Here is a 23,700-nt window from a genome sequence, read left to right on the forward strand (position 1 = left end):
TCATCATGCTACGTCTTATTCGACTACCAGAAGTCTCCGAACATTTGCTGCGTTCAAAAGCGATACACTATAACAATAAAATCAGCTAACTCATTGTATTTATAGGGCTATTAACCAGTTCTACGCGCAGTATCTGATATTGTGAATCTGCCGTTGTGAACGGTCACGAATCCTCTTTTCGTCATCAGATAATTCGAACCGTTCACTCTCACGCGCTAATAAGCACTGACGCGAAAACTACGCCAGCAGCTTCTTAATACTCTCGCGGAATTTTGCCCCTTCTTTATGGTTACGCAGCCCGTAGCTGACAAAAGCCTGCATATAGCCCATTTTTTTACCGCAGTCATAGCTGTCGCCAGTCATTAACATCGCATCAACCGACTGTTTTTTCGCCAGCTCGGCGATTGCATCGGTTAACTGAATACGTCCCCAGGCGCCCGGCTCGGTACGCTCCAGTTCAGCCCAGACATCGGCAGAAAGAACATAGCGCCCTACCGCCATCAGGTCGGAATCCAGAGTTTGCGGTTCATCAGGTTTTTCGATGAACTCAACGATACGGGCAACCTGCCCCGCCGATTCAAGAGCGTCCTTGGTCTGGATAACGGAATACTCGGAGAGATCGCCTTCCATCCGTTTGGCCAGCACCTGGCTACGACCCGTTTCATTGAAACGCGCCACCATCGCGGCAAGGTTATAGCGCAGAGGGTCGGCGCTGGCGTCGTCCAGAATGATATCCGGGAGTACCACCACAAACGGGTTATCGCCAATCAGCGGGCGCGCGCACAGAATGGAGTGGCCTAAACCCAGCTGCTGGCCCTGACGCACATTCATGATCGTTACGCCAGGAGGACAGATAGCCTGCACTTCCGCCAGAAGCTGACGTTTTACGCGCTGTTCAAGCAATGCTTCCAGTTCGTAGGAGGTGTCGAAATGGTTTTCTACGGCATTCTTGGATGAATGCGTCACCAGCACGATTTCCTTGATACCCGCAGCTACAATTTCATCAACAATGTACTGCACCATTGGCTTGTCGACGATCGGCAACATCTCTTTCGGAATGGCCTTGGTGGCGGGCAACATATGCATCCCTAATCCTGCTACCGGTATAACTGCTTTCAAACTCACCATTTTCATATCCACCCGTATGGTTATAAACCTTTTGATCCTGTCAGTTTGTATGTATCACTGGCATTTATCAGTGATGATACACGCTTGATACCTGCCATTCTGTCCGTCAAATTCTGAAATTACACGCTGAATTTAAGAATACACGCAAAGTCTACATACCAATAGACAGTTTTAAGAAAATTCTTATACGCATACTTTCTAAAGAATTTCCATTTAATTACAATGAGTTACTCACCAGCAGCACCTTATTTTATTCATAAGGTAGCGTAATGACGCTCATCGCTTCTCCATCATTTCTCTTTTAATACCTTGTAATCTTTCATCATGAATTGACACAGAACAAGTGACTGCAAAAAAATAAAAATCCAGCCCAAATAATCAATTATATTGATAATAAAATTATTTAACGTACAAAAGCGCCTGAATTGCAGCCAATTACCCGTCACGCTTGACTTCACGGTCAGCAATGATATTGCTGAAAAAAACGACGGGCAGCCCGCTGACTTAAACCCTCTTCGCTGCTGTTTTTACCGCTCGCCATCACATATAACGCTCATTACATCGTCCTGCAAAAATTGATCTACGGCAAGCCACGACATTAAGTAGTATAAAAATCCAAATTCAAGAAAATCGTTGATATATACATCAAATCTATTGATTGACTCTCGCGTTATCTAAGTAACGTATCCGCCTTCTGCTGCAGAGCAGCATGGTCCATCACCGCTAGGGTGACATCTGGCTTAACAATCGAGCGTACCGTCTCCGCCCGTATCGCTGAAATTTCGCGCGTTAATTAATAAGTACCATCCCATAAGCGCATTGTGGAAAGGTTATATCCTGCACAACTGACTCTTTTATTTGCTGGTTTATTGGGAAGCGGGTTCGGGGCTGAGCTAATTAACAGCAGAAAATATTGCATTTTATCTATAGCTTATCCATGATCGATTCATGGCACTCTTAGGTTGTAAAGGTTTTAACTGAATATGGAATGGATTGCCGACCCCTCTATCTGGGCCGGGCTCATTACGCTTGTCGTTATTGAGCTGGTACTCGGTATTGATAATCTGGTTTTTATTGCCATTCTCGCGGAAAAACTTCCTCCCGCACAGCGAGACCGGGCCCGCGTCACCGGTCTGCTACTCGCAATGGTGATGCGCCTCCTGCTGCTGGCTTCGATCTCCTGGCTGGTCACGCTAACCAAACCGCTCATGACCTGGCACGATCTGAGCTTTAGCGCCCGCGATCTGATTATGCTGTTTGGCGGATTATTCCTCCTCTTCAAAGCCACCGTTGAACTTAACGAACGGCTGGAAGGGAAAGATAGCGATAACCCGACCCAGCGCAAAGGCGCCAGGTTCTGGGGGGTGGTAGCGCAAATCGTGGTGCTTGATGCCATCTTCTCTCTCGACTCGGTGATAACCGCGGTCGGCATGGTTGACCACCTGGCGGTCATGATGGCCGCGGTGATTATTGCCATTAGCCTGATGCTGATGGCCAGTAAAGCCCTCACCCGCTTTGTTAACAGCCATCCGACCATCGTTATTCTCTGTCTGAGCTTCCTGCTGATGATCGGCTTTAGCCTGATTGCCGAAGGCTTTGGTTTCCCTATTCCTAAAGGCTACCTGTACGCGGCTATCGGCTTCTCGGTCATGATTGAATCCTTCAACCAGCTGGCGATTTTTAACCGCCATCGCTTTCTCTCGGCCAACCTGACGCTACGCCAGCGAACCACCGAAGCGGTGATGAATCTGTTGAGCGGGCGCAAAGACAGTAGCGAGCTGGATAGCGAGACCGCCTCGCTGGTTGCCGATCGCGACGATAACCCACTCTTCAATCCGCAAGAGCGGCGGATGATTGAGCGGGTACTGAATCTCAATCAGCGTACCGTCAGCAGCATCATGACCTCGCGTCATGACATTGAACATATTGATCTCAGCGCGCCGGAAGAGGAGATTCGCGCCTTACTCGACAAAAATCAGCATACCCGCCTCGTGGTGACCGGCGGCGATGATGACGAGGATATGCTTGGCGTCGTGCACGTGATCGATCTTCTGCAGCAATCATTACGTCATGAACCGCTCAATCTGCAGGTTCTGATTCGTCAGCCGCTGGTGTTCCCGGAAACGCTGCCGCTGCTTCCTGCGCTGGAGCAGTTCCGCAGAGCCAGAACCCACTTCGCCTTTGTGGTCGATGAATTTGGCTCCGTAGAGGGGATTGTGACGCTCAGCGACGTCATGGAGACCATCGCCGGAAATCTGCCTAATGAAGCAGAAGAGATCGATGCCCGTCACGATATTCACAAAAACGGCGACGGGAGCTGGACGGTCAACGGGCATATGCCGCTGGAAGACCTGGTCCAGTCCGTTCCTCTGCCGCTGGATGAGAAACGTGAATACCATACGGTTGCCGGTCTGCTGATGGAGTACCTGCAGCATGTGCCGCAGGAAGGTGAAGAAGTGAAACTTGACGGCTACGTGCTGCGCACGCTGCAGGTGGACAGCCATCGGGTACAAAAAGTACTGATAGTGCCGCCGGCGCAGGATGAAGATGAACTGGATTATGAAGTGTGATGCTCTCTTTGATGAAGCATCAAAAGCCGGACGCAGGCGGGTTAATCGATTTTTAAGGGTCTGCTAATCTTTCTGCCGGGTAGTGGCTATCGCCTTACCCGGCCGTCAAAACCTAAATTCTCAACACATCCCTCGTTAGCCGTAGGCCCGCGCAGGCGAAGCGCCGCCGACAATTCCAGAGGAATGCGCATTGCCGGCAATCTTAGCACGATGCGCTTCTTCTGCTTTTCCTGGCTAACTTACAGTTTGTCGAGCAGCTTCTTCACATCCTTGCCGTCCTGGGTGTTTTTATTGCGTTCAGCCCATTCGCTAAGCCGTTTCCTGGCTTCATCCTGCAGCTGCTTGCGGAGTATCTGGTCAACCTGCAGGCTGTAGCTCAGCGTCTGCCAGTTACCATAAATTCGCAAAGGGATCGCCGTCTGCTTAAGCCTGTCGATGAGTTTGCTTTCGCCCTTCCAGCCGCCCAGTACCCGGACGTTGAAGAGCATATCACAATCTTCTTTCAGCAGGTTGAGCTCACCCTGACCGGTCAGCGCCATCATGTCAGATTGGCCCTGCATATGCGTCAAGGTGACCAGCCCATTATTCAGCGCAAACTCGGTGCTGACAGAGTCCAGACGGGTCGCATTGTCGTAATTTTCCTGCGCCTGAACGTTGGTGCTGCGCTCGACGGCCTGCTGTACCAGCTGCTGGAAGTTGAGCCCTTCAGTGCGCGTATCAGTGAGCTGCGTTACCGCCTGCCCCTGCCAGCTGCGGCGGAACTCGTCGGCATCGATCTTACCGCCGGAGAACTCGCCGGTCAGCGAGAGCTTACCGGTGAGGTTTATCGAATAATTAAACGCTTTCAGAATCGAGCCGATCTCGACGTTGTCGAGTTGCGGCTGGAAAGAGGCATGCGGCGTTGCGCCCCGCGCGTCGAGCGAGCCGGGGAGCGAGAGTCGTCCACCGTCCAGGCTCCCCTGCATCTGATGAATCGTCAGCAGCCCCTGCTGGTTGCTGATTTCACTTTTCACCTGGGTAAAGTGCATCCCCCGCCACTGCAGCTGGTCAGCCGTCAGGTTCAACCGGGCGTTAAAACTGCGCAGGGCGTTGTAATCCTGCTGAATATCGTTATCCGCAATAACCGGGCGCAGCTGCCTGTTCTGGCTTTGCCCCTGCTGGTTAACGCTATTATCGCCAGAGGCGGAGGCATGAGAAAGCAGGCTATCGAGGTTGAGCGTGCCCGCCTGAAGGTTCAGCGTCCAGTCAGGCTGGTCGCCCAGCACGACGCTGCCGTTGCCGGCAATGGTGCTGCCGTTAGCCGTTAAGTTCAGCCCATCGAAGCTGAGCTTTTTCGCATCCTCGACCCAACTGGCCTGCATGCTGGCCTGGCCGCTAATCCCTTCGGGGGGAAGCTCCGCGCCGCGAAGCTGCCAGTTGAGTTGTGAAATATCCGCCTTCAGAGAATGAGGATAATCACCGCCCTGCACCTGGGCGGAGAAGGAAAGCGCCAGATCGCGCTGATCGCGGTTCACCCGGCCAGAGAAATCGACCGTGGCGCGATGGCTGCTGTCCTGCTCCATCTGCAAACGGATATCGCGCACCGTAACCTGCTCGCCATCTTCATGCTGAAAAAAGAGCACGCTATCGGCAATCTGTAGCTTCTGGACATCATACGACCAGCCGCGATCCTCCGGCACCTGAGGCAGCGTATTGTCGTGCGGGACGACCGGAGCCCCCTTGCTACGCACGGCTTCGGTTTTGGAGGTCAGCTGGATCACCGCGCCCTTTAACATCACCTGCTTGACCTGCAGCTGATGGGAGATCAGCGGCAGCAGCCCGACGTCAAGGCGCATATTATCCGCGCGAATAACGGGTTCTTCAGCACCCGGCGCGGTCAGAGTCATGCGGCCTGAGAGAATGCTGAGCTGCGGCCAGACGTGCCAGCGCAGCGGCCCATTGAGCTCGAGCTGATAGCCGCTACGATCCGCCACCTCTTTGACCATATAGGCGCGAAAATCGTTGGGGTTGACCAGCAATACCAGCGCGGTAAGACCGGCGACAACTACCGCCAGTAAGATCATCAGCGTGGTCAGAATTCGTCTCATGGCATCCTCAGCAAACCGCTAAAATTATCAATCCTTGTCGATTCGACTCGCTACCGCGCCCTGCTGGTCGCGATATTTCGCATCTTCGCGGCGATTATAAGGCCGCATCGCAGGCCCGGATAACGGCTCAAAGCTTAACGCGCCGATCAGCATCCCCGGACGCAGCGCCAGCGGCAGCTTACCCGAATTATAGAATTCCAGTACGATGCAGCCGGACCAGCCCGGATCGATGCGGTGCGCGGTGACGTGCACCATCAGGCCCAGACGCGCCAGCGAAGAGCGGCCATCCAGCCAGCCGACGAGATCCGGCGGCAGGGTGACCGATTCAAAGGTCACCGCCAGCGCCAGCTCGCCCGGATGCAGGAAGAACGCTTCACCATCCGGCAGAACAATCTCTTCGCTCATCACGCGATCCAGCGCCGCGCTGACTTCCGCTTTAGGCCCGCTCAGGTCAATAAAGCCCGCCGTGTGCCCGCGGAAAGTCCGAAACTTATTTCCCAGCCGAACATCGACCGTCGCGCCGTTAATGCGCTCAACGGGCGGGCGCGGATTAATGGCCAGACGCCCCTCATCCAACCAGGCTTCTATATCTCGGTCGCACAGACGCATGAACGTTCTCCTTTAAGGCATTGCGCCCCTACGCCTTCCGGGGATAAGGGCAAATTGGCTTCTCTTTGCACGTTACACAATTCGTTCGTGTTATTCAAAGAACTGACTGATTTTGGCCTTCAATATATCGATGGCGATACGGTTCTTACCGCCGCGAGGCACGATAATATCGGCATACTGTTTGGAAGGGTCGATAAACTGCAGGAACATCGGGCGCACCGTTTTCTGGTACTGCGCCATTACCGAATCCATCGAACGCCCACGCTCGTTAACGTCTCGCTTGATGCGCCGCATCAGGCAGATATCCAGCGGGGTGTCGACAAAAATGGAGAAGCTGAGTTCGTTGCGCAGGCGGGCGTCGGTCAGCAGCAGAATCCCTTCGAGAATGATGACTTTCTTCGGTTCAATATGAATGGTTTCCGGCATACGGGTATGCTCAACGTAGCTATACACCGGCAACTCTATCGGCTGGCCGCTTCTCAGCATCTGCAAATGCTGAAACAGCAGACTATGATCCATGGAGCTTGGGTGGTCATAGTTGGTTTTTACACGCTCTTCCATCGACAGATGACCTTGATCCTTGTAATAGCTGTCTTCCGGAATAACGCCGATATGTTCATCGCCGACCTGTTCACGTAATTCACGATATAGCGTACTGGCGATAAGGCTTTTGCCCGAAGCCGATGCGCCGGCGATGCCTATAATGACGCACTGATGAGACGTATCAGTCATAAATTTTTGCGACCTGATTAACCTGGGAATGTAGGAAGGGTGGCGGTTGACCGCCAAACGCCGCAATTATAGGGATTTCAGCGCGTCGATACCAGTGCTAAGCGCCTCCCGGGTCTATTCCTCCTCCGGCGACCAGCCTTGCGTATACCAGATATGCAGTAAAGCGTACGAGCGCCAGGGGTGCCAGCGGCTGGCATAGCGCGCAATCCGCGCCGGCGTCATGCCGGGAAAACGCTGTTTAATCAGATAATCATCCGCCAGGAAGATATCCGGCGCCTGCCAGCCGCGCAGCGCGAAATAGTTCGCCGTCCAGCGGCCTATGCCGGGCAGCGTCTGCAGCTGCTTTATTCCGGCGTCAATATTCTCCGGTGCGGAGAGGGGGAGATCGCCGCGGATAGCCGCCTGCGCCAGGTGGATCAGCGCCTCCGCGCGCCGCAGGGGCATGCCCAGCGCCTTTAGCGCCAGCGGATCGGCCTGCGCCAGCCGCTGCGCGCTCGGGAAGAGATAAAAGCCCGGCGCGTCGGACAACGGTTCCCCGAAGGCGGCCACCACTTTCCCGGTGAGCTTTGCCGCCATGGCCACGCTCACCAGCTGGCCGAGCACCGCCCGTACCGCTTGTTCAAACGCATCCAGGGAGCCCGGCAGACGAAGCCCCGGCCTTGGCAGCGCAAGGCTTCCCAGCGTCAGGGCGATCTGCTGCGGGTCGCAGGACAAATCAAATAAGCGCGCAACCCGCGCCAGGCACGACTCTGCGACCGGCTGCAGCCCGGCGGAAAGCGTCACCCGCATGCCCTGCGCGGCGTCATCCGGCGTCACCGTGATAAGTCCGGCGTGGCCATTCAGGGCGAAGCTGCGGCAATAGCTGTCGCCGACAAAAGTTTCAATTCCCTGCACCGTACGCGCGCCAAGAAAATGAAACATCCATTGCCAGTCGTAGGGGGAATGCCAGGGTAGCAGCGTCATCATTTCTCCTTTTTTAGCGCTTCAATCATAGCGGCTCCGCGCCGCCTGCGCCTTGCTTTTAAATTCCAGTTGTCGCAGTGCCGTCAATCCGCTAAAGTCGCCCCCCTTCTTCACCGGCATGGGGATTTTGCAGGCTATGTTTATTGGTTTTGACTACGGTACCGCTAACTGTTCAGTGGCGGTGATGCGCGACAATACGCCGCAGCTGCTGACGCTGGAAAACGGCAGTTCACTACTGCCATCAATGCTTTGCGCGCCGACCCGCGAAGCGGTCAGCGAGTGGCTCTACCGCCATCACGACGTCCCGCCCAACGGTGATGAAAACCAGGCGCTGCTGCGTCGCGCGATAAGCTTCAACCGCGAGGAAGATATCGACGTACTCGGTAACAGCGTGCAGTTTGGTCTCGCTTCGCTGCATCAGTACGTTGAAGATCCGCAAGAAGTCTACTTCGTAAAGTCGCCGAAATCGTTTCTCGGCGCCAGCGGGCTTAAGCCGCAGCAGGTAGCGCTGTTTGAAGACTTAGTGTGCGCCATGATGCTGCATATCAAACTCCAGGCGCAAACGCAGCTGCCGGAAACCATCGATCAGGCGGTTATCGGCCGCCCGATTAACTTCCAGGGACTGGGCGGCGATGATGCCAACGCCCAGGCGCAGGGCATTCTCGAACGTGCGGCAAAGCGCGCGGGCTTTCGCGACGTCGTGTTTCAGTTTGAGCCGGTCGCCGCCGGTCTGGATTTCGAAGCGACGCTGAGCGAAGAAAAACGCGTGCTGGTCGTTGATATCGGCGGCGGTACCACCGACTGTTCGCTGCTGTTGATGGGGCCGCAGTGGCGGGAAAAAGCCGATCGCCAGCAAAGCCTGCTCGGCCACAGCGGCTGCCGCGTCGGCGGTAACGACCTGGATATCGCCCTGGCCTTTAAATGCCTGATGCCGCTGCTGGGGATGGGCGGCGATACCGAAAAAGGCATCGCGCTGCCGATTCTGCCGTGGTGGAATGCGGTGGCCATTAACGACGTGCCGGCGCAGACCGACTTTTACAGCGCCGCCAACGGTCGCATGCTTAACGATTTGCTGCGCAGCGCCCGCGATAGCGAAAAAGTCGCGCTGCTGCTGAAGGTCTGGCGTCAGCGCCTGAGCTATCGCCTGGTGCGCAGCGCAGAAGAGAGCAAAATCGCCCTTTCCGCGCAGCCGAGCGTCACCGCGGGGCTGCCGTTTATTAGCGACGAGCTGGCGACAGCCATCAGCCAGCAGGGACTGGAAGCTGCGCTGGATCAGCCGCTGGCCCGGATCATGGAGCAGGTTCAGCTGGCGCTGGATAACAGTAATGAAAAACCGGACGTGATTTACCTGACCGGCGGCAGCGCTCGCTCGCCGTTGATTAAAAAAGCGCTGGCGGCACACCTGCCGGGTATTCCGGTTGCCGGAGGCGATGATTTTGGCTCGGTTACCGCCGGGCTGGCCCGCTGGGCGCAGGTGATGTTTCGCTAAACATCCGCTGCGTTCCCGCACCACAGAACGCAGTGAATTTGTAGCCCGGCTCAGCGCAGCGCGAGCCGGGCTAAATCTTCCCGATTGCCCCCTGCTGTCACCCTTCACGCCGCGAAACGTAATCCCGCCGCTTTTCGCCGGTATAAATCTGCCGGGGACGATAAATATTCAGCGGCGCTTCGTGCATTTCGTTCCAGTGCGCCACCCAGCCAAGCGTTCTGCCTACGGCGGTAATCGCCACAAACATCGATGAAGGCAGCCCCATCGCTTTAAGGATCACCGCGGTGTAGAAATCCACGCTCGGCGACAGGCCATTTTCAACAAAGTAGGGGTCGGTCAGCGCCACCTCTTCAAGGGCCATCGCCACCTGTAGCGGCATATCGGACATCCCCAACTCCTTCAGCACCCGGTGACAGGTTTCGCGCAAAATAGCGGCGCGCGGATCAAGATGACGGTAGCGAGAGTTACCGAATCCCAGACGACGAAACGCCTGCGGATCGCGTTTCGCTTTGCTCAGGAACGCCGGAATTTGGTCGACGGTGTTGATCTCCTCCAGCATCCGCATACTGGCTTCATTCGCCCCGCCGTGGGCCGGTCCCCATAAAGAAGCGAGTCCGGCGGCAATGCAGGCAAAAAGATTCGCCCCGGAGGAGCCCGCCGCCCGGACGGTGGTCGTCGATGCGCACTGGCCGTGGTCGGCGTGCAGCACCAGGATCTGGTTCATCGCCTGCTCAATCACCGGATTCAGCTGATACGGCTCCGCCGGGATAGCAAACAGCATATGCAGGAAATTCCCTGCGTAGGAAAGATCGTTGCGCGGATACTGCGCCGGTTGCTCAATAGAAAACTTATAGCTCATCGCCGCCAGCGTCGGCATTTTCGACAGCAGGCGGGTGGCGGCCAGCGCGCGGTGCTCGGGATTTTCAACGTCCAGCACATCGTGATAGAACGCCGCCAGCGTGCCCACCAGAGCGCACATTAAGGCCATCGGATGCGAGTCGCGCCGAAAGCTGCTGCACATGCGGCCAATCTGCTCGTGTACCAGGCTATGGCGGGTAATCGTGTTTTTGAACGCCTGATAGCTGGCTTCGTCAGGCGCATCGCCCCGCAGCAGAATCCAGGCTACCTCAAGGAAGTCGCACTGGCGAGCCAGCTGATCGACCGGATAGCCGCGGTGCAGCAAAACGCTGTTTTCGGTATCAATCCAGGAAATGGCCGACGTACAGCCAGCGGTGTTAGCAAAACCGGGGTCGAAACTGCATATACCTGCGGACGCCAGCGGACGAATATCCATGCCGGGATAGCCCTGCGTCCCTGAGACCGTACTCAACGGAATGGACTGTTGTTCATCCAAAGACAGCGTTAGCGATTTCGTCGTCATCCTGTCAGGTCTCCTTGCACAACGAGTGAATGATTTACCTGGTCATTTCTCCAGGCGGAATAACCAACATAACCACAGTCGTCCGCGGATTCTTTGATGTAAATAACCAAAACATTGATAAAAGACCGCTATTACGGGTGGGGAAGAAACAGAAAATCGCCCTTTCAACCGCATAAAATACGCTTACCCCGAAATTACCCTCGTCTAAATTCTACTATCACGCCTTAGAATACTGATTTTATTTCATTGCAGGTCAATATATAACCATTTTATTTTTTGCCCGCATAAATCCGCTACTCGCACGCGGTGCCACGGTCTGCCGGTGTTAGTTTTTTATCACACGCTCGTCGGCGGTCTTTTATGAGGGTCTGTGCAACCGGTCATCCTATCAGCCGCGGTGGATTCATCGCCAAATGCGCCTCGCTCGCCGCAGATATTGTCCGTTGTCGTTATTTCATCGTAAATTAAACTTGAATATAACCCGCTGCTTTTATATGCGCTGATTAAATAATCTAATGCCAATTTTATATAGCTATCGCGTCAATTTATGGCATAACATCATAAACTCGTATGCTGTGCCTGAACTTTCAGGTTGCTTATTATGCACCTCCCTCCTACGTTAACGTTGATTGAGAATCTTCTTACATCAGGTCTGGCCAGTTACCCGGCGTGCAGATAACGCTGGAATAATATCTTCGGCACCAGCAGAATGCTGCGTTGCCCGGCCCTGGATGTTTATTTCGCGAATGCGGAGGGGTACCTGTGCCTGCGGCAGCGTTCCTCTGCGTTTATACCGTCTGATTGATTAATCCATGCCACAAGGGGGCGTGATTGAATCGTTTGTGCGCTTTTTATGATCTTATTCGCAGGAGCCGCAGCGCGCATTTCTGGGCATGGTGCGGCGTCATTATCGCTCTGCAGATAGGGGCGCCAGCCCGCGCGGAGGTCCGCCAGCTGGGTATTGATATTCCGGTCTACTGGTACGCCGACGCCAGCGACACGCTGACCCTCAACGCCTTTCTTTCGCTCCCTGAAGAGGCGCTAAAAACGGCGCCGCTTATCCCGTCGTTCGGCTACTCGACAAAGGCCTACTGGCTACGTACTTCGCTCCCGGCGGCCTTATTTGCTGGCGAACAGCGCTGGCTGCAGCTCGGTCCGTCGTTTGTCGATCGTTTGACCGTGTTTTATCGCCCCTACGGCAGCGACAGTCCATGGCGACAAAAAGAGTTTGGCGACCATGCGTCTGCCCGGGATAACGATCTCGACTACCGCGAAAGCGTTCTGATTTTACCGCCCCCGCCGACGGCGGCTGGCTACGAGATGGTATTCCGTCTCCAGAGCAGCAGCACCCTGATTCTGCTGGCGACGCTCTCCTCGCCGCAGGAGTTCGTGCGTTCGGCCACGCTCGATACCGCCTTCTGGAGCTTCTATTTTGGCCTGGCGGTAATTGCCAGCGGCATCGCCCTGTGGCTTGCCATCGCGCTGCGTCGGCGCCTGCTGTGGGGGATCTGCCTGTTCTCGCTAAACTATCCGCTCGTCGCGGCCCTGCATGGCTACCCGGAGTGGTTATTTGGCAGCGCCCTGCTGCCGGTTCAGGATTATATGATCAGCTGCCTGTCGCTGGTGAGCTACGCCACCGCGCTGTGGCTGCATAGCGAAGTTTTCGATCTCAAGAAAAATATGCCGCGGCTGCATCAACTGCTGCTGGCGGCGATCGGTTTAAACATCGTTCTGCAAATCAGTATTCCGCTGGGCTTTTACGGCCTGGCGATGCAGATAGAGGCCGGGATATTTTTTATCGCCGCCCCTATTCTGTTGATCACGTCATGGATGCTGTGGCGGCGCAAAGCGATTGATATCAATACGCTGCTGCTGGGGCTGCTGCCGCCGATATACGTCGTCTCCGCCGGGCTGGCGCTGCTCTCTATCCACGGCGTCATTCCGTTTCATAATGGGGTCTATTCCACCTGGCAGTACGCGCTGATTATTCATATCGTCACCGTCCTGATCATCGCCGTACTGCGGGTGCGGGCGGAAAACCGGACTCTGGTGCGCAAGCAGCAGCTGGCGCGAGAGCTACAGATTGAACGCGAGGCCAGCTTCCACCAGCGCCAGTTTATGGGAATGGTGGCGCATGAGTTCAGAACGCCGCTGGCGATCCTCCAGGCCGCGCTGGAAAACCTGCGCCTGTGCCCCGCAACGGTGACGCAGGGCTCGCGCCTCGACCGCATGCAGCGGGCGACAACCCGTCTGGTACAGCTTACCGATAATTGCCTGGCCGACGCCCGGCTCTCCTCGAGGGACCTGCACGCCGACAGGCAGGACGCAGCGCTGCTGCCGGTGATCTATATGGCCGCGACGGTCGTGGATCTTTCGCTTAACCATTATCTGGATGTCACCCTTGAGGGGCAAACTGTGGGTCCGGACTCCCCTTCACCGGTGCTGTTTATTGATAGCGGGCTACTGTGTATCGCCATCGCCAACCTGCTCGACAACTCGGTGAAATATGCCGCCTCCGGGGAGATAAGCATCGAGATTTATCCGCAGGAAAAACACGTGGAATTACGCATTGGCGATCGCGGTCCCGGCATCCCGCCTGAACAGGTCGAGCATATTTTCGAGCGCTATCGGCGCGGCGAAACGGATACCGCAACGCCGGCCGGGACCGGGCTTGGCCTGTATGTCGCCCGACAAATCATCCAGGCTCACGGCGGGGACCTGTGGCTGGCAGAGAACACGTCGGCCGGATGCAAATTTGCGCTCACGCTCCCGGTTAACGGACAGCAGAAGGACAAATCATGACATTACGCGTCGCAATCATCGAAGATAGCGCTGATTTACTCGACGAGCTGCTGGCTTTTCTGCGCCATCGCGGCTTCGATGCCTGGGGCGTGCGCAGCGCCGAAGCTTTCTGGCGGCAGCTGCATCGCGATCCGGTTGATATTGTGCTTATCGATATTGGCTTGCCGGGTGAGGACGGCTTTAGCGTGCTGGACTATTTGCACGAAATTGGCCAGTTCGGCCTGGTGGTGGTGACCGCCAGAGGGCATGAGCAGGATCGGCTCCAGGCCTTAAACGCCGGCGCCGATCTCTACCTCATCAAGCCGGTCAACTTTTCCGACCTCGCGGAGAGTATTCAGGCGCTTGGCTCCCGGCTTCGCCAGCAAAAACCGACGGAACGCGTCAACCCGGCGCTATCAGCAGAGCGGCCAGCGCCGTCTCACTGGGTACTCCAGAACGAGCGCCTTGTGGCGCCGTCTGGGCTGGCCCTGCCGCTCACGCAGCAAGAGTATCGGCTGCTGGAAGTGTTAATGCGTAACCGCAATGAGGTCTGCAGCAAGGTTGACCTGCACACCTCTCTGTTTACCGATGAAGGCGAACCGGAACTGCACCGAATCGACGTCGTGATCAGCCGCCTGCGCCACAAGGCCCGCCTTCATGGTATCACCCTGCCGATTCGCGCGATTTTTGGCAAAGGGCTGGCGTTTCTCTCCTGACCTTTCCCCGGCCGGCAGCAGCAGCGCTGCCGGTCAGTACCCCTCCATCCGCGCGGCGTCATAGCGAAGTTGTTTTCAGTTTCGCTCCTCTTGTTAATTTTTTTCAGTTTTTGAGAGGAATGAGAGAAATGAGACTGACAGCACATTAAGAATTTTCTTACATTGACATGGCGTCGTGAGCACACCGGCCCAAAGCGTCCCTGAGCAAACCGACTATTGCTGATCCAGCGATAGCTGAATTCAGGACGCTTGCCGTGCGCTTTTCGGCCGCGTATCGCGAGCACGGTTTAAAGAAGAGTATAAAAATATTCCCGTGCCGGCGAGGTACATTTTTAACACCTAAAATTAAGTTAAAGGATATCTATCATGGCCATGCAAACATGGTTAGCCTTATTGCTGTGCATATTTTGCCTTTGCGTGTCTGTTTACAGCCTTGTTTCCTATATCAGAGACAGGAGAAAACAAAAAATTCCGTTTTCAGCTAAGAATTCTTCGCGCAGAAAATAACTAAAGCCCCGCGAATAATAACCAAATCTGTCCAGCAGCAGCCACCGCATACGCCCGGAGGATTGATCACAACATGGCGTTATGTTGATTTATCAGGGAAATAACGCCATGAAAAAAATAAACATCGCTATCAACACCAGGAATACCTTTCTCCGAGAGTCGTTGGTTGCCATAGTCAATGAGCTCATCAGCCGCAGCGGTAACCTTAAAGCCGCTTTTTCTTATAAGCATAATGATTTTTTAGATAAGGACATCATCATCGCTGAAGTTCTTCCCGGCGAGATCTATCTGTGCAATACCAGTATAAAGAACCGTAAAAAAAACAGTTCGGTGATTATATTGCACAGCTATGACAAACTTCCGGAAAAGGAGCTGATCGTCAACTGCCTTAAGGGCGTTATCTTTGTCTCAATCAAAGCCGTTAATATCGATAAGATGTTTGAAATTATTGCCCACGAGCTGAAAAGAAGTGAACTGCTTCCTCTGGCGCAGAGGATCGACTCGCCGCTAATTTGCACAAACTGCCCGCATAAGATGTTGTCCAAATCGCAGGTAGCCGTCGCCACCGGCATTATTCATGGCTTTGATATCGGTAAAATTTCTGCTCTCAACAAAGTCACCCCCAAAACCATCACCTGGCACAAAAGCAAAATTATGGAAAAATACAGCCTTAATAACAATTATGACTTTTTCCAGTTTATTAACTTATTAAAAGAACGCTGGTAAACGCGCGCACGCGCCATCGACGATCGCATTATGTACCGTAAAATTAAGAATTTGCTGGCTTGCGAGGAACGGGATTCCGAAAAAGATCGGTAAAATGAAAAACATCTACTCAGGCGTTACGGGCAGCGGGTAACATGACCCGGTTCCCTGGTATGAAAATACCGGAGCGTATTTTTATACAATAAAAAATGCCTCTACCAGGGAATCTGTTACTTCGTCACATTGCCCCTGGCGTGCCTGTCAGGGGCCTCTTTTTCTGCGCAAAAAGCGACCCCGTCAGAGAGGCCGCCCGACGATCAGGCTTGCGCCTGCTGAGGCGCGACTTCAGCCTCGGGTACCTCATTCTGCGACAGACCTTCATTTTTTGACAGCATCGCCGTCGCAATCCCGTTACCCAGCACGTTAATCGCTGAACGCCCCATATCGAGGAAATGGTCAATCCCCATCAGCAGTAAAATACCCGCCACCGGAATATTGAAGCTCGGGATGGTCGCCGCCAGCACCACCAGCGCCGAACGCGGCACCCCGGCAATCCCTTTCGAAGCCAGCATCAGCGTCAGCATCATCACGGTAATCTCGCTAAAGCTCAGCTGAATATTGTAAGCCTGGGCGATAAACATGGCGGCAAAAGAGCAGTACACCATTGAACCGACCAGATTAAAGGAGTAGCCAATTGGCAGCACAAACGACGCGATATTACGCGAGCAGCCAAATTCCACCAGACGCTCCAGGGTCTTCGGATAGGCCGCCTCGGAGCTGCTGGTCGTGAACGCCACCAGCACCGGATCTTTGAGCATGTTCAGCAGGCGAAAAACCTCTTTTTTGAGCACCATATACCCCACCGCCAGCAGCACCGCGCTGGTCAGCAGAATCGCGACATAGTATCCGCCGATAAACGAGGCGTAATTAAGCAGGATCCCCAGCCCCTGCGAGGCGATAACCGAAGAGATCGCGGCGAAAATCGCCAGCGGCGCGACGTACATCACGTACCCGGTCACCTTCAGCATAATATGGGAAACCACGTTCAGCGCCGCCACCAGCGGGGCGTTGAATTTCTCCCCCAGCGATGCCCCGGCAATACCGAAGAACATCGAGAACACCACGATTTGCAGAATCTCGTTGTTGGACATCGCCTCGGTAATGCTGGTGGGGATGGTATGGGTCAGAAAGCCTTTCAGGCTCATCCCGCTCACCGCCAGCCCGGTATCCACGGACTCTTTCGGGATCGCCAGGTTCAAACCGGCGCCGGGATGCTCGAGGGTAACAATCACCAGCCCGACCAGAATGGAGAGAATGGACGAGGTAATAAACCATACCATGGCTTTACCGCCGACCCGCCCAATGGTCGCCGTTTCGCCCAGCCGCATAATGCCCACCGTCAGGGTACTGAACACCAACGGCGCAATGACCATCTTAATCAGGCGCAGAAACACGTCGGTAAGTAGCGTAATGTTTTCCGACCATGCGGTAATGGTCGTTTGCCCGGCGTAAGCGTGGATGGCCGCGCCGGAGAGGATCCCCAACAGCATGAAGATGACGATGAACAGCGTGAGTTTGTTTGCACTTGCCACAAAAATTAACCCCTGATTTATTTAACGTGTTGTTTTTTAATGTATATATGCTTTATTTATTGGAATACATTAAATATTCACCACATAAATTGAATAAAAGCAGGCGGGGTTACAACTCTTTTTTAGTTTTTATAGTAAAAGTTAATGTGCTCGTTGATGTGCATCAAACCGTGTCGCGCCGCCGGTAAGATGAAAAAGGCGCCGGCGTCAGAGGACAACCGGCGCAAAGAGGCATTAGTGTTTTACGGTATCCTCCAGGAAGAAACGTCCCAGCGGATTCTGATAAAAACCGTCGATATTTTTGCGGCTGACGTTGCGGTACGGGCTGTAATACAGATCGACCCAGTTCACGTCGGCCTTGGCCATTTTTTGCAGGTCGATATACATCTGCTCGCGCTTTTTACTGTCCATTTCAACGCGCGCGGCGGCCACCAGCGCTTTAACCTGGTCGTTATGATAGCGGGTCATATAGTTCATATTGGCATCGTGACCCAGCACGAAGGTGGTTTTCTGATCGGGGTCGAGAATATCGTTGGTCCAGTACATCACCGATATATCGTACTCCCCGGCCACCAGCATATCCCAGCTCTGGCTCGGGTCGACTTTTTGCAAATTCACCGTCACCCCGGCTTTTGCCAGCTGCTGTTGTAGCAAAATGGCAATTTGCTCATCGACTTCATCCCCGGCATTGACCACGTAGTTCAGCTTCAGGTCGGCAGCGCCCGCCGCTTTCAGCATCGCTTTGGCCTTTTGCGGATCGTATGGCCGGCGAAGATTATCCTGATAGTGGTAAAGCGCTCCGGCGGGAATATAGGAGTTGGCCACCTGACCGTAGCCAAAGGTCACGGTTTTCACAATCGCGTCTTTATCAATCGCGAAGTCCAGCGCCTGACGGACTTCCACCTTGCCCAGCGCGCCGTGAGAATGATTGATCAGCAGATGGTCCTCGCGAGTAGAAGGATCCAGCTCCACCTTCAGATTGGCATCCTTTTGTAACGATGCAATGCGCGAGAAAGGCACGGTCAGCGCGGCGTCAAGTTCGCCGGCCTGCACTTTCAGCATGCGGGTATTGTCGTCCGGAATGGTTAACCACTCCACGCCATCCAGGCTGACGTTTTTCGCCTGCCAGAAGTTCGGGTTCTTCACCAGCACGATCTTTTCTCCGCGCAGCCACTCTTTCACGCTAAACGCGCCGGAGCCCACGGGCTTTTCGGCAAACGCCTCTTCGCCTTCCGCCTTCATCGCCTGCTGGGAAATCACCGAAGCGTTCGGCAGCGCCAGCTGCGATAAAAACGGCGCTGAAGGCGATTTCAGCGTCACCACCAGCGTGCGCGGGTCCGTGGCTTCCGCTTTGGCAATAATGCTATAGGAATCCCGCCACAGCGAGCCTTCATCATCGCGGATACGGATCAGGCTAAACGCCGCATCGCTGGCGGTCAGCGGCGTACCGTCCGAGAACCGGGTTTCGCGAATTTTGAAGGTATAGACTTTGCCATCCGGGGAAATCGTCCAGCTCTCGGCCACGCCCGGCTCCAGCTTCGTCCCGCTTTTATCCACCCGCACCAGCGGGTCAAAGACGTTGGAAAAGACCCAGTTATCCGCATTTTGCGCCGATTTTATCGGGTCAAACGTGGTGCTGTCCTCCCGGCGGCCAATGGTCAATACGCCGGCCGCCTGAGCTATTTCACTCACCACGCTGAGCGCCAGAAAAACGCTCGCCGCCAGTAACTTAATCTGCCTGTGCTTCATCAAAAGATCCCCCAGTTAACGGAAAAACGGTCTCATCGCCCGCGAGGTTGAGCACGCAGGCATAAGCGCGATCGGCAATCTGCCGGGTTGGTGGTGGTGCGCCGGTGCGGCACTGCACCTGCGCATAAGGGCAGCGCGGATGAAATGCACAGCCTTGTGGAACGGCTACGGGACTGGGCGGCTCGCCCCCCAGCAAATTTTTCGGCAGCGGTTTATCCGGGTCGATTTCCGGGATCGCCGAGACCAGCGCGGCGGTATAGGGATGCAGCGGTCGAGTGAAGACCGCTTCTGCCGGCCCCTCTTCCACAATTCTCCCGAGATACATCACCGCAACGCGATCGCAGAGTCGCCGCACAATCGCCAGATCGTGGGCGATAAACAGAATCGCCAGCCCCATCTTTTCCCGCAGATCCATCAGCAGGTTGACGATCTGTCCCTGAATAGAGACGTCCAGCGCCGCGACGCACTCATCGGCCACGATCAGCCGCGGCTCCATGGCCAGCGCTCTGGCAATACCGACGCGCTGGCACTGGCCGCCGCTTAGCTGAGACGGTTTCGCGCTGGCCTGCTGCGGACGCAGGCCGACCAGGGTGAGCAGTTCCGCAACCCGCAGCGCTTCCTGCCCGCGCGGGACTTTCTGATGCACGCGCAGCACCTCGGAGATGCTTTCTCCTACGGTCTGCCTGGGATTCAACGAGGCATAGGGATCCTGGAAAATCATCGCGCTTTGCTGGCGCAGACGGGCAATATCGCTGGTTAAGCCATGGGTAATGCGCTGTCCGGCGAACCGCACCTCGCCATCGGCAACCCGTTCAAGCTGTAACAGCGCTCGGCCAAGCGTGCTCTTACCGCTGCCGGATTCGCCGACAAGGCCCAGCGTCTCGCCAGGAAAGATCTGCATCGTGACCCGGTTTACCGCGTGTACGACCCGCTTCGGCCGCCAAAGGCCGCCGGAAACAGGGAAGGTGACGCAAAGATTATCGGCCTCAAGCAGCGGCCAGCGAGCGTTAACCATTATCCCTCCTGCCGTGCTGGCAAAATGTGATGGCAGGCCACCGCGTGGCTATGGCAATCCTGCCCGTAACGCAGCAATGGCTGGCTCTGACACGCCTCATCGGCGCGGCGGCAGCGCGGGTGAAAGCGACACCCTGATGGGAAGTGGTCGGCGCTGGGCGGCTGGCCGTCGATGATCGTCAACCTCCCCTGCCCGCCTTCGCTGGCCGGCTGACAATCAATGAGCCCGCGGGTATAGGGATGCAGGGGCCCGCCAAGCACTTCGCGTTTGCCGCCCACTTCACACAGCCTGCCGCCGTACATCACCGCAATCCGGTCGCAGGTTTGCGCCACCACCCCGAGATCGTGGGTGATCATAATGACCGCCAGCCCCAGCTCGGCGCGCAGATCGCTGAGCAGGCGCAGAATCTGCATCTGCACGGTGACATCCAGCGCGGTGGTCGGTTCGTCGGCAATCAGCAGCCGGGGTTCCGGCGCGAGGGCAACGGCGATCATCGCCCGCTGGCGCATGCCGCCGGAAAATTCGTGCGGATAGCTATTGAGCCGATTCTGCGGGTCCGGGATACCGACCTGGCGCAGCAAGGCCAGCGCATCCTCCCGCGCCTGACGGCGGTTTGCCGCAAAGTGAAGGCGGCGACTTTCTGCAATCTGTTCTCCAATGGTCATCACCGGATTGAGATGGCTGGTCGGGTTCTGGAAAATCATACCGATTTCCCGGCCGCGCACCGCCGACATTTGCCCTTCGCTGAGGGACAAGATATCCCGGCCGTCCAGCAGAACCTCACCGCCGGTAATCCGCAGTCCGGCCCCCGGCAGCAGGCGCATCAGCGCCCGGCAGGTCACGGTTTTTCCCGACCCGCTTTCGCCAACCAGCCCAAGCATCTCCCCGGCTTCAAGCGTTAACGAGACGTTATCCACCAGCGCGACATCCTCGCCGCGCATGACCGTCAGCTGATTTACCTTCAGCAAGCTCATACGCGTTCCCCTAACTTATCGCCCAGCCCATCGGCCAGCAGGCTGAAGCCCATCGCCAGCAGCACGATGGCAAGCCCCGGAAAGGTGGTTATCCACCATGCGGTAGTGATAAAGCTCTGCCCTTCGGCCACCATAATCCCCCATTCGGCGGTAGGAGGCTGCACGCCGAGCCCGAGATAGCTCACCGAGGCCCCGTTCAGCAGCACCAGAACGCAGTCGGACATCGAAAAAATGATGGCTCCGGTTAGCGCATTGGGCAGCAGATGGCGGAACAAAATCCGCAGATGGCCGTAGCCCAGACTGCGGGCCGCCAGAATAAAATCGCGCTGTTTCAGCGTCAGTACCTGAGCGCGTACCAGCCGGGCGTAGGAGACCCAGCCCACCATCGCCATCGCCATATAAAAGCTGCTCAGCCCCGGCCCGAGGATGGCGATAATCGCCAGCATCAGCACCAGAAACGGAAAGGCCAGCACGATATCAATAACCCGCATCACCAGCGCATCGGCCACGCCGCCGATATAGCCCGCCAGCGCCCCCAGGGTGGTGCCGAGCATAAAGGGGAACAGGACCCCCAGCAGGCAGATTTGCAGATCGACCCGCGCCCCCCACAGCACGCGGGAAAAAACGTCGCGGCCAAAGTTGTCGGTACCGAAGAGATGCGCGCCGCCCGGCGGCAGCAGACTGGAAGAGGCGTCCTGGGCAATCGGATCGAACGGCGCTATCCACGGCGCCAGACAGGCGACCAGTAGCCATAGTCCGACTATCGCCAGCCCGGCGAAGAGCGCCTGCTGACGCGGGATCGCCCGCTGACGCAGGCGGGAAAAGGTCGCTATCGCCTTCATAGTTTTATCCTTGGGTCGAGGGCCACGGTCAGAATATCCGCCAGCAGGCTGACCGCCACGGTGGCAAGGGCAAAGACCATTACCACGCCCTGCACCACCATGTAGTCGCGGCTAAAAATCGCCTTAACCAGCAGCTGTCCGAGGCCGGGGATAGCAAACACGCTTTCAATCACCACCGTACTGCCTATAAGCCAGCCAATATTCACCGCCAGCAGATTGATGGTCGGCACCAGCGAGTTCGGCAGCACGTGCCGCCAGAAGATACGTCTTTCCTGCTGCCCGCGCGCCCGGGCCGCCACCACATAGTCGCTATTCATCTCCATCAGCAGGCTGGCGCGCAGGTTGCGAATCAATACCGCCGACAGCGCCAGCGCCACGGTCAGGCACGGCAGAACCATATGGTGCAGCTGGTCTAAAAAATCGCTGCCGTAGCCGGAGACCGGAAACCAGCCAAGCACGATACTGAACAGCAGAATCAGCATGATGCCGAGCCAGAATGCCGGGAATCCGAGCCCGGCGGTCGTAAACAGACGAATCAACCGATCGGCGAGACGCCCGCGCTGGCGTGCGGCTATCGCCGCCAGCGGCACCGTCAACGCTACCGCCAGCAGAACGCTGCCGAGCACCAGCCACAGCGTCGGTTCCAGCCGCGAGGCAATCAGCTTCAGGGTATCCACCCGGTATACAATCGACTTCCCCAGCTCGCCCTGCAGCAGGTTGCGCAGAAAATAGCCGTACTGAACCCACAGCGGTTCATCAAGGGCAAACTGCGCGCGAATGCGGGCCAGCGCCGCCGGCGTGCTGCGCACCCCCAGCAGAATACGCGCCGGATCGCCGGGGATCGCGCGCACCATCATGAAGGTGATCAGGCTGATACCCAGCAGAACCGGCAGCAGCTGTAGCGGGCGAAAAAGCAGAAAGCGGTAACGATGCATTAACAGCCTCCCGCGTCGCGCTGGCGCGCCAGAAAATCGAGCAGCACCGGGTAGTAAGCCTGCGGCTCTTCGTAAAACGGCATATGGCTGCTGTTGGCAAAAATGGCTATTTCAGCGTTCGCCAGCCCCTGCTTCATTTTCAGGGCGCAGGCGGGCGTCAGTTCATCGTGCTGGCCGCTGGTGATCAAACAGGGCACGCGGATTGACGCCAGCTCAGCGCTGCGGTTCCAGTTTTTTAAATTACCGGTATAGAGGAATTCGTTCGGCCCCTGCATGGTGATATACGGGCCCATATTCCAGTCCCCAAGCGAGCGGGTAACCGGCTCTGGCCAGACGTCAAGACGGCACACGTGACGGTAATTCAGCAGCGTAATCGCCGCCTGATAGGCCGGATGGTCTAGCCAGCCGAGCGCTTCGTAGCGCTGCATCATCGCGACGGTTTCTGGCCCCAGCGCCCCGCGCAGACGGTTCAGCTCCTGCACCAGATGCGGCATATCGGCGACGGTGTTTTCCAGAATCAGCGAGCGAATTGCGCCAGGATGGTGCAATGCCACTTCAATCGCCAGCCATCCGCCCCACGAGTGACCAAGCAGATGCACCTGACCAAGGCCCAAAGTCCGGCGGACGGTCTCCACTTCACGCACATAGCGCGCCATCGTCCACAGGCTGGCGTCATCCGGCCGGTCGGACTTTCCGGTCCCCAACTGGTCAAAGGCGATCACCCGATAGCCGTGCTGTTTCAGACAAGCGTGGGCTTCACGCAGATAGTCGCAGGGCAGCCCCGGTCCGCCGTTGAGGCAGAGAACGGTCTCATCGCCGTCGCCAAACTGATAGGCCACGACGTTATAGCCTTCCACCGCAATGTTATGGCACCGGTCGGGCGCTATTTCGCTCCACATGGTCTATTCCTCATCGTCGATGGTAA

Annotated in this window: 19 protein-coding genes; 6 read left to right on the forward strand and 13 right to left on the reverse strand. The window is 56.2% G+C overall.

What is annotated here, in order from left to right; all coding sequences use genetic code 11:
• Positions 1-237: 237 nt before the first annotated feature.
• A complete protein-coding gene (gene galF, locus ABLU67_RS18985; protein ID WP_016946203.1) occupies positions 238-1,134 on the reverse strand; it encodes a UTP--glucose-1-phosphate uridylyltransferase GalF in 897 nt (298 codons plus the stop codon).
• A gap of 977 nt (positions 1,135-2,111) precedes the next feature.
• Here galF and ABLU67_RS18990 point away from each other — a divergent pair.
• Positions 2,112-3,698, forward strand: coding sequence for a TerC family protein (locus ABLU67_RS18990; protein WP_014230075.1), 1,587 nt, complete (start codon positions 2,112-2,114; stop codon positions 3,696-3,698).
• A 239-nt stretch (positions 3,699-3,937) separates the two neighbouring features.
• Here ABLU67_RS18990 and asmA read toward each other — a convergent pair whose 3' ends face one another.
• From asmA to alkA, 4 genes are all read right to left on the reverse strand, one after another.
• Positions 3,938-5,785, reverse strand: a complete 1,848-nt coding sequence (gene asmA, locus ABLU67_RS18995; protein WP_348852455.1) for an outer membrane assembly protein AsmA — start codon at positions 5,783-5,785, stop codon at positions 3,938-3,940.
• 27 nt (positions 5,786-5,812) lie between these two features.
• Positions 5,813-6,394 (reverse strand): dCTP deaminase, encoded by a 582-nt coding sequence (gene dcd / locus ABLU67_RS19000; protein ID WP_004852489.1) that lies wholly within the window; start codon positions 6,392-6,394, stop codon positions 5,813-5,815.
• A gap of 90 nt (positions 6,395-6,484) precedes the next feature.
• Positions 6,485-7,126 (reverse strand): uridine kinase, encoded by a 642-nt coding sequence (gene udk / locus ABLU67_RS19005; protein WP_004122537.1) that lies wholly within the window; start codon positions 7,124-7,126, stop codon positions 6,485-6,487.
• 114 nt (positions 7,127-7,240) lie between these two features.
• On the reverse strand, positions 7,241-8,089 hold the full coding sequence (alkA, locus tag ABLU67_RS19010) for a DNA-3-methyladenine glycosylase 2 (protein WP_348852464.1): 849 nt from the start codon (positions 8,087-8,089) through the stop codon (positions 7,241-7,243).
• A 136-nt stretch (positions 8,090-8,225) separates the two neighbouring features.
• Here alkA and yegD point away from each other — a divergent pair, with 136 nt between their 5' ends.
• Entirely contained in the window at positions 8,226-9,578 is a 1,353-nt protein-coding gene (yegD, locus tag ABLU67_RS19015) for a molecular chaperone (RefSeq protein ID WP_348852456.1), read from the forward strand.
• 97 nt (positions 9,579-9,675) lie between these two features.
• Here the strand turns inward: yegD and ABLU67_RS19020 are convergent, their stop codons facing one another.
• The gene (locus ABLU67_RS19020) at positions 9,676-10,959 is read right to left on the reverse strand and encodes a citrate synthase (RefSeq protein WP_025107768.1); all 1,284 of its coding nucleotides are present in this window, start codon (positions 10,957-10,959) and stop codon (positions 9,676-9,678) included.
• Between the two features lie 840 nt (positions 10,960-11,799).
• Here ABLU67_RS19020 and ABLU67_RS19025 point away from each other — a divergent pair.
• The 4 genes from ABLU67_RS19025 to ABLU67_RS19040 all read left to right on the forward strand — a co-directional run bounded on the left by ABLU67_RS19025 (position 11,800) and on the right by ABLU67_RS19040 (position 15,689).
• The gene (locus tag ABLU67_RS19025) at positions 11,800-13,761 is read left to right on the forward strand and encodes a sensor histidine kinase (protein ID WP_227626792.1); all 1,962 of its coding nucleotides are present in this window, start codon (positions 11,800-11,802) and stop codon (positions 13,759-13,761) included.
• Positions 13,758-14,456, forward strand: coding sequence for a response regulator transcription factor (locus tag ABLU67_RS19030; RefSeq protein WP_103814562.1), 699 nt, complete (start codon positions 13,758-13,760; stop codon positions 14,454-14,456). The genes ABLU67_RS19025 and ABLU67_RS19030 overlap by 4 nt, the downstream gene beginning before the upstream one ends.
• A 366-nt stretch (positions 14,457-14,822) precedes the next feature.
• Entirely contained in the window at positions 14,823-14,963 is a 141-nt protein-coding gene (locus ABLU67_RS19035) for a small membrane protein (RefSeq protein WP_139134470.1), read from the forward strand.
• Between the two features lie 108 nt (positions 14,964-15,071).
• Entirely contained in the window at positions 15,072-15,689 is a 618-nt protein-coding gene (locus ABLU67_RS19040) for a transcriptional regulator (protein WP_048261035.1), read from the forward strand.
• 296 nt (positions 15,690-15,985) lie between these two features.
• On the opposite strand, the gene ABLU67_RS19045 is transcribed toward ABLU67_RS19040, so the two are convergent.
• From ABLU67_RS19045 to ABLU67_RS19075, 7 genes are all read right to left on the reverse strand, one after another.
• Positions 15,986-17,260 carry a dicarboxylate/amino acid:cation symporter gene (locus ABLU67_RS19045; protein ID WP_004852509.1) on the reverse strand — a complete coding sequence of 425 codons (1,275 nt, stop codon included), beginning with the start codon at positions 17,258-17,260 and terminating at the stop codon, positions 15,986-15,988.
• Between the two features lie 234 nt (positions 17,261-17,494).
• A complete protein-coding gene (locus tag ABLU67_RS19050) occupies positions 17,495-19,009 on the reverse strand; it encodes an ABC transporter substrate-binding protein (RefSeq protein ID WP_025107772.1) in 1,515 nt (504 codons plus the stop codon).
• Entirely contained in the window at positions 18,990-20,024 is a 1,035-nt protein-coding gene (locus tag ABLU67_RS19055) for an ABC transporter ATP-binding protein (protein WP_014230084.1), read from the reverse strand. The genes ABLU67_RS19050 and ABLU67_RS19055 overlap by 20 nt, the downstream gene beginning before the upstream one ends.
• Positions 20,024-20,998 carry an ABC transporter ATP-binding protein gene (locus ABLU67_RS19060; protein ID WP_014230085.1) on the reverse strand — a complete coding sequence of 325 codons (975 nt, stop codon included), beginning with the start codon at positions 20,996-20,998 and terminating at the stop codon, positions 20,024-20,026. The genes ABLU67_RS19055 and ABLU67_RS19060 overlap by 1 nt, the downstream gene beginning before the upstream one ends.
• Positions 20,995-21,840, reverse strand: coding sequence for an ABC transporter permease (locus tag ABLU67_RS19065; protein ID WP_047723290.1), 846 nt, complete (start codon positions 21,838-21,840; stop codon positions 20,995-20,997). Before ABLU67_RS19065 ends, ABLU67_RS19060 begins: the two co-directional genes overlap by 4 nt.
• A complete protein-coding gene (locus tag ABLU67_RS19070) occupies positions 21,837-22,775 on the reverse strand; it encodes an ABC transporter permease (RefSeq protein ID WP_004852520.1) in 939 nt (312 codons plus the stop codon). The genes ABLU67_RS19065 and ABLU67_RS19070 overlap by 4 nt, the downstream gene beginning before the upstream one ends.
• Entirely contained in the window at positions 22,775-23,674 is a 900-nt protein-coding gene (locus ABLU67_RS19075) for a proline iminopeptidase-family hydrolase (protein ID WP_014230087.1), read from the reverse strand. Before ABLU67_RS19075 ends, ABLU67_RS19070 begins: the two co-directional genes overlap by 1 nt.
• Positions 23,675-23,700: the final 26 nt, after the last annotated feature.

Origin of the sequence: Klebsiella sp. GN_Kp190, from assembly GCF_040061795.1 — a bacterium.
Taxonomy (GTDB): domain Bacteria; phylum Pseudomonadota; class Gammaproteobacteria; order Enterobacterales; family Enterobacteriaceae; genus Klebsiella; species Klebsiella michiganensis.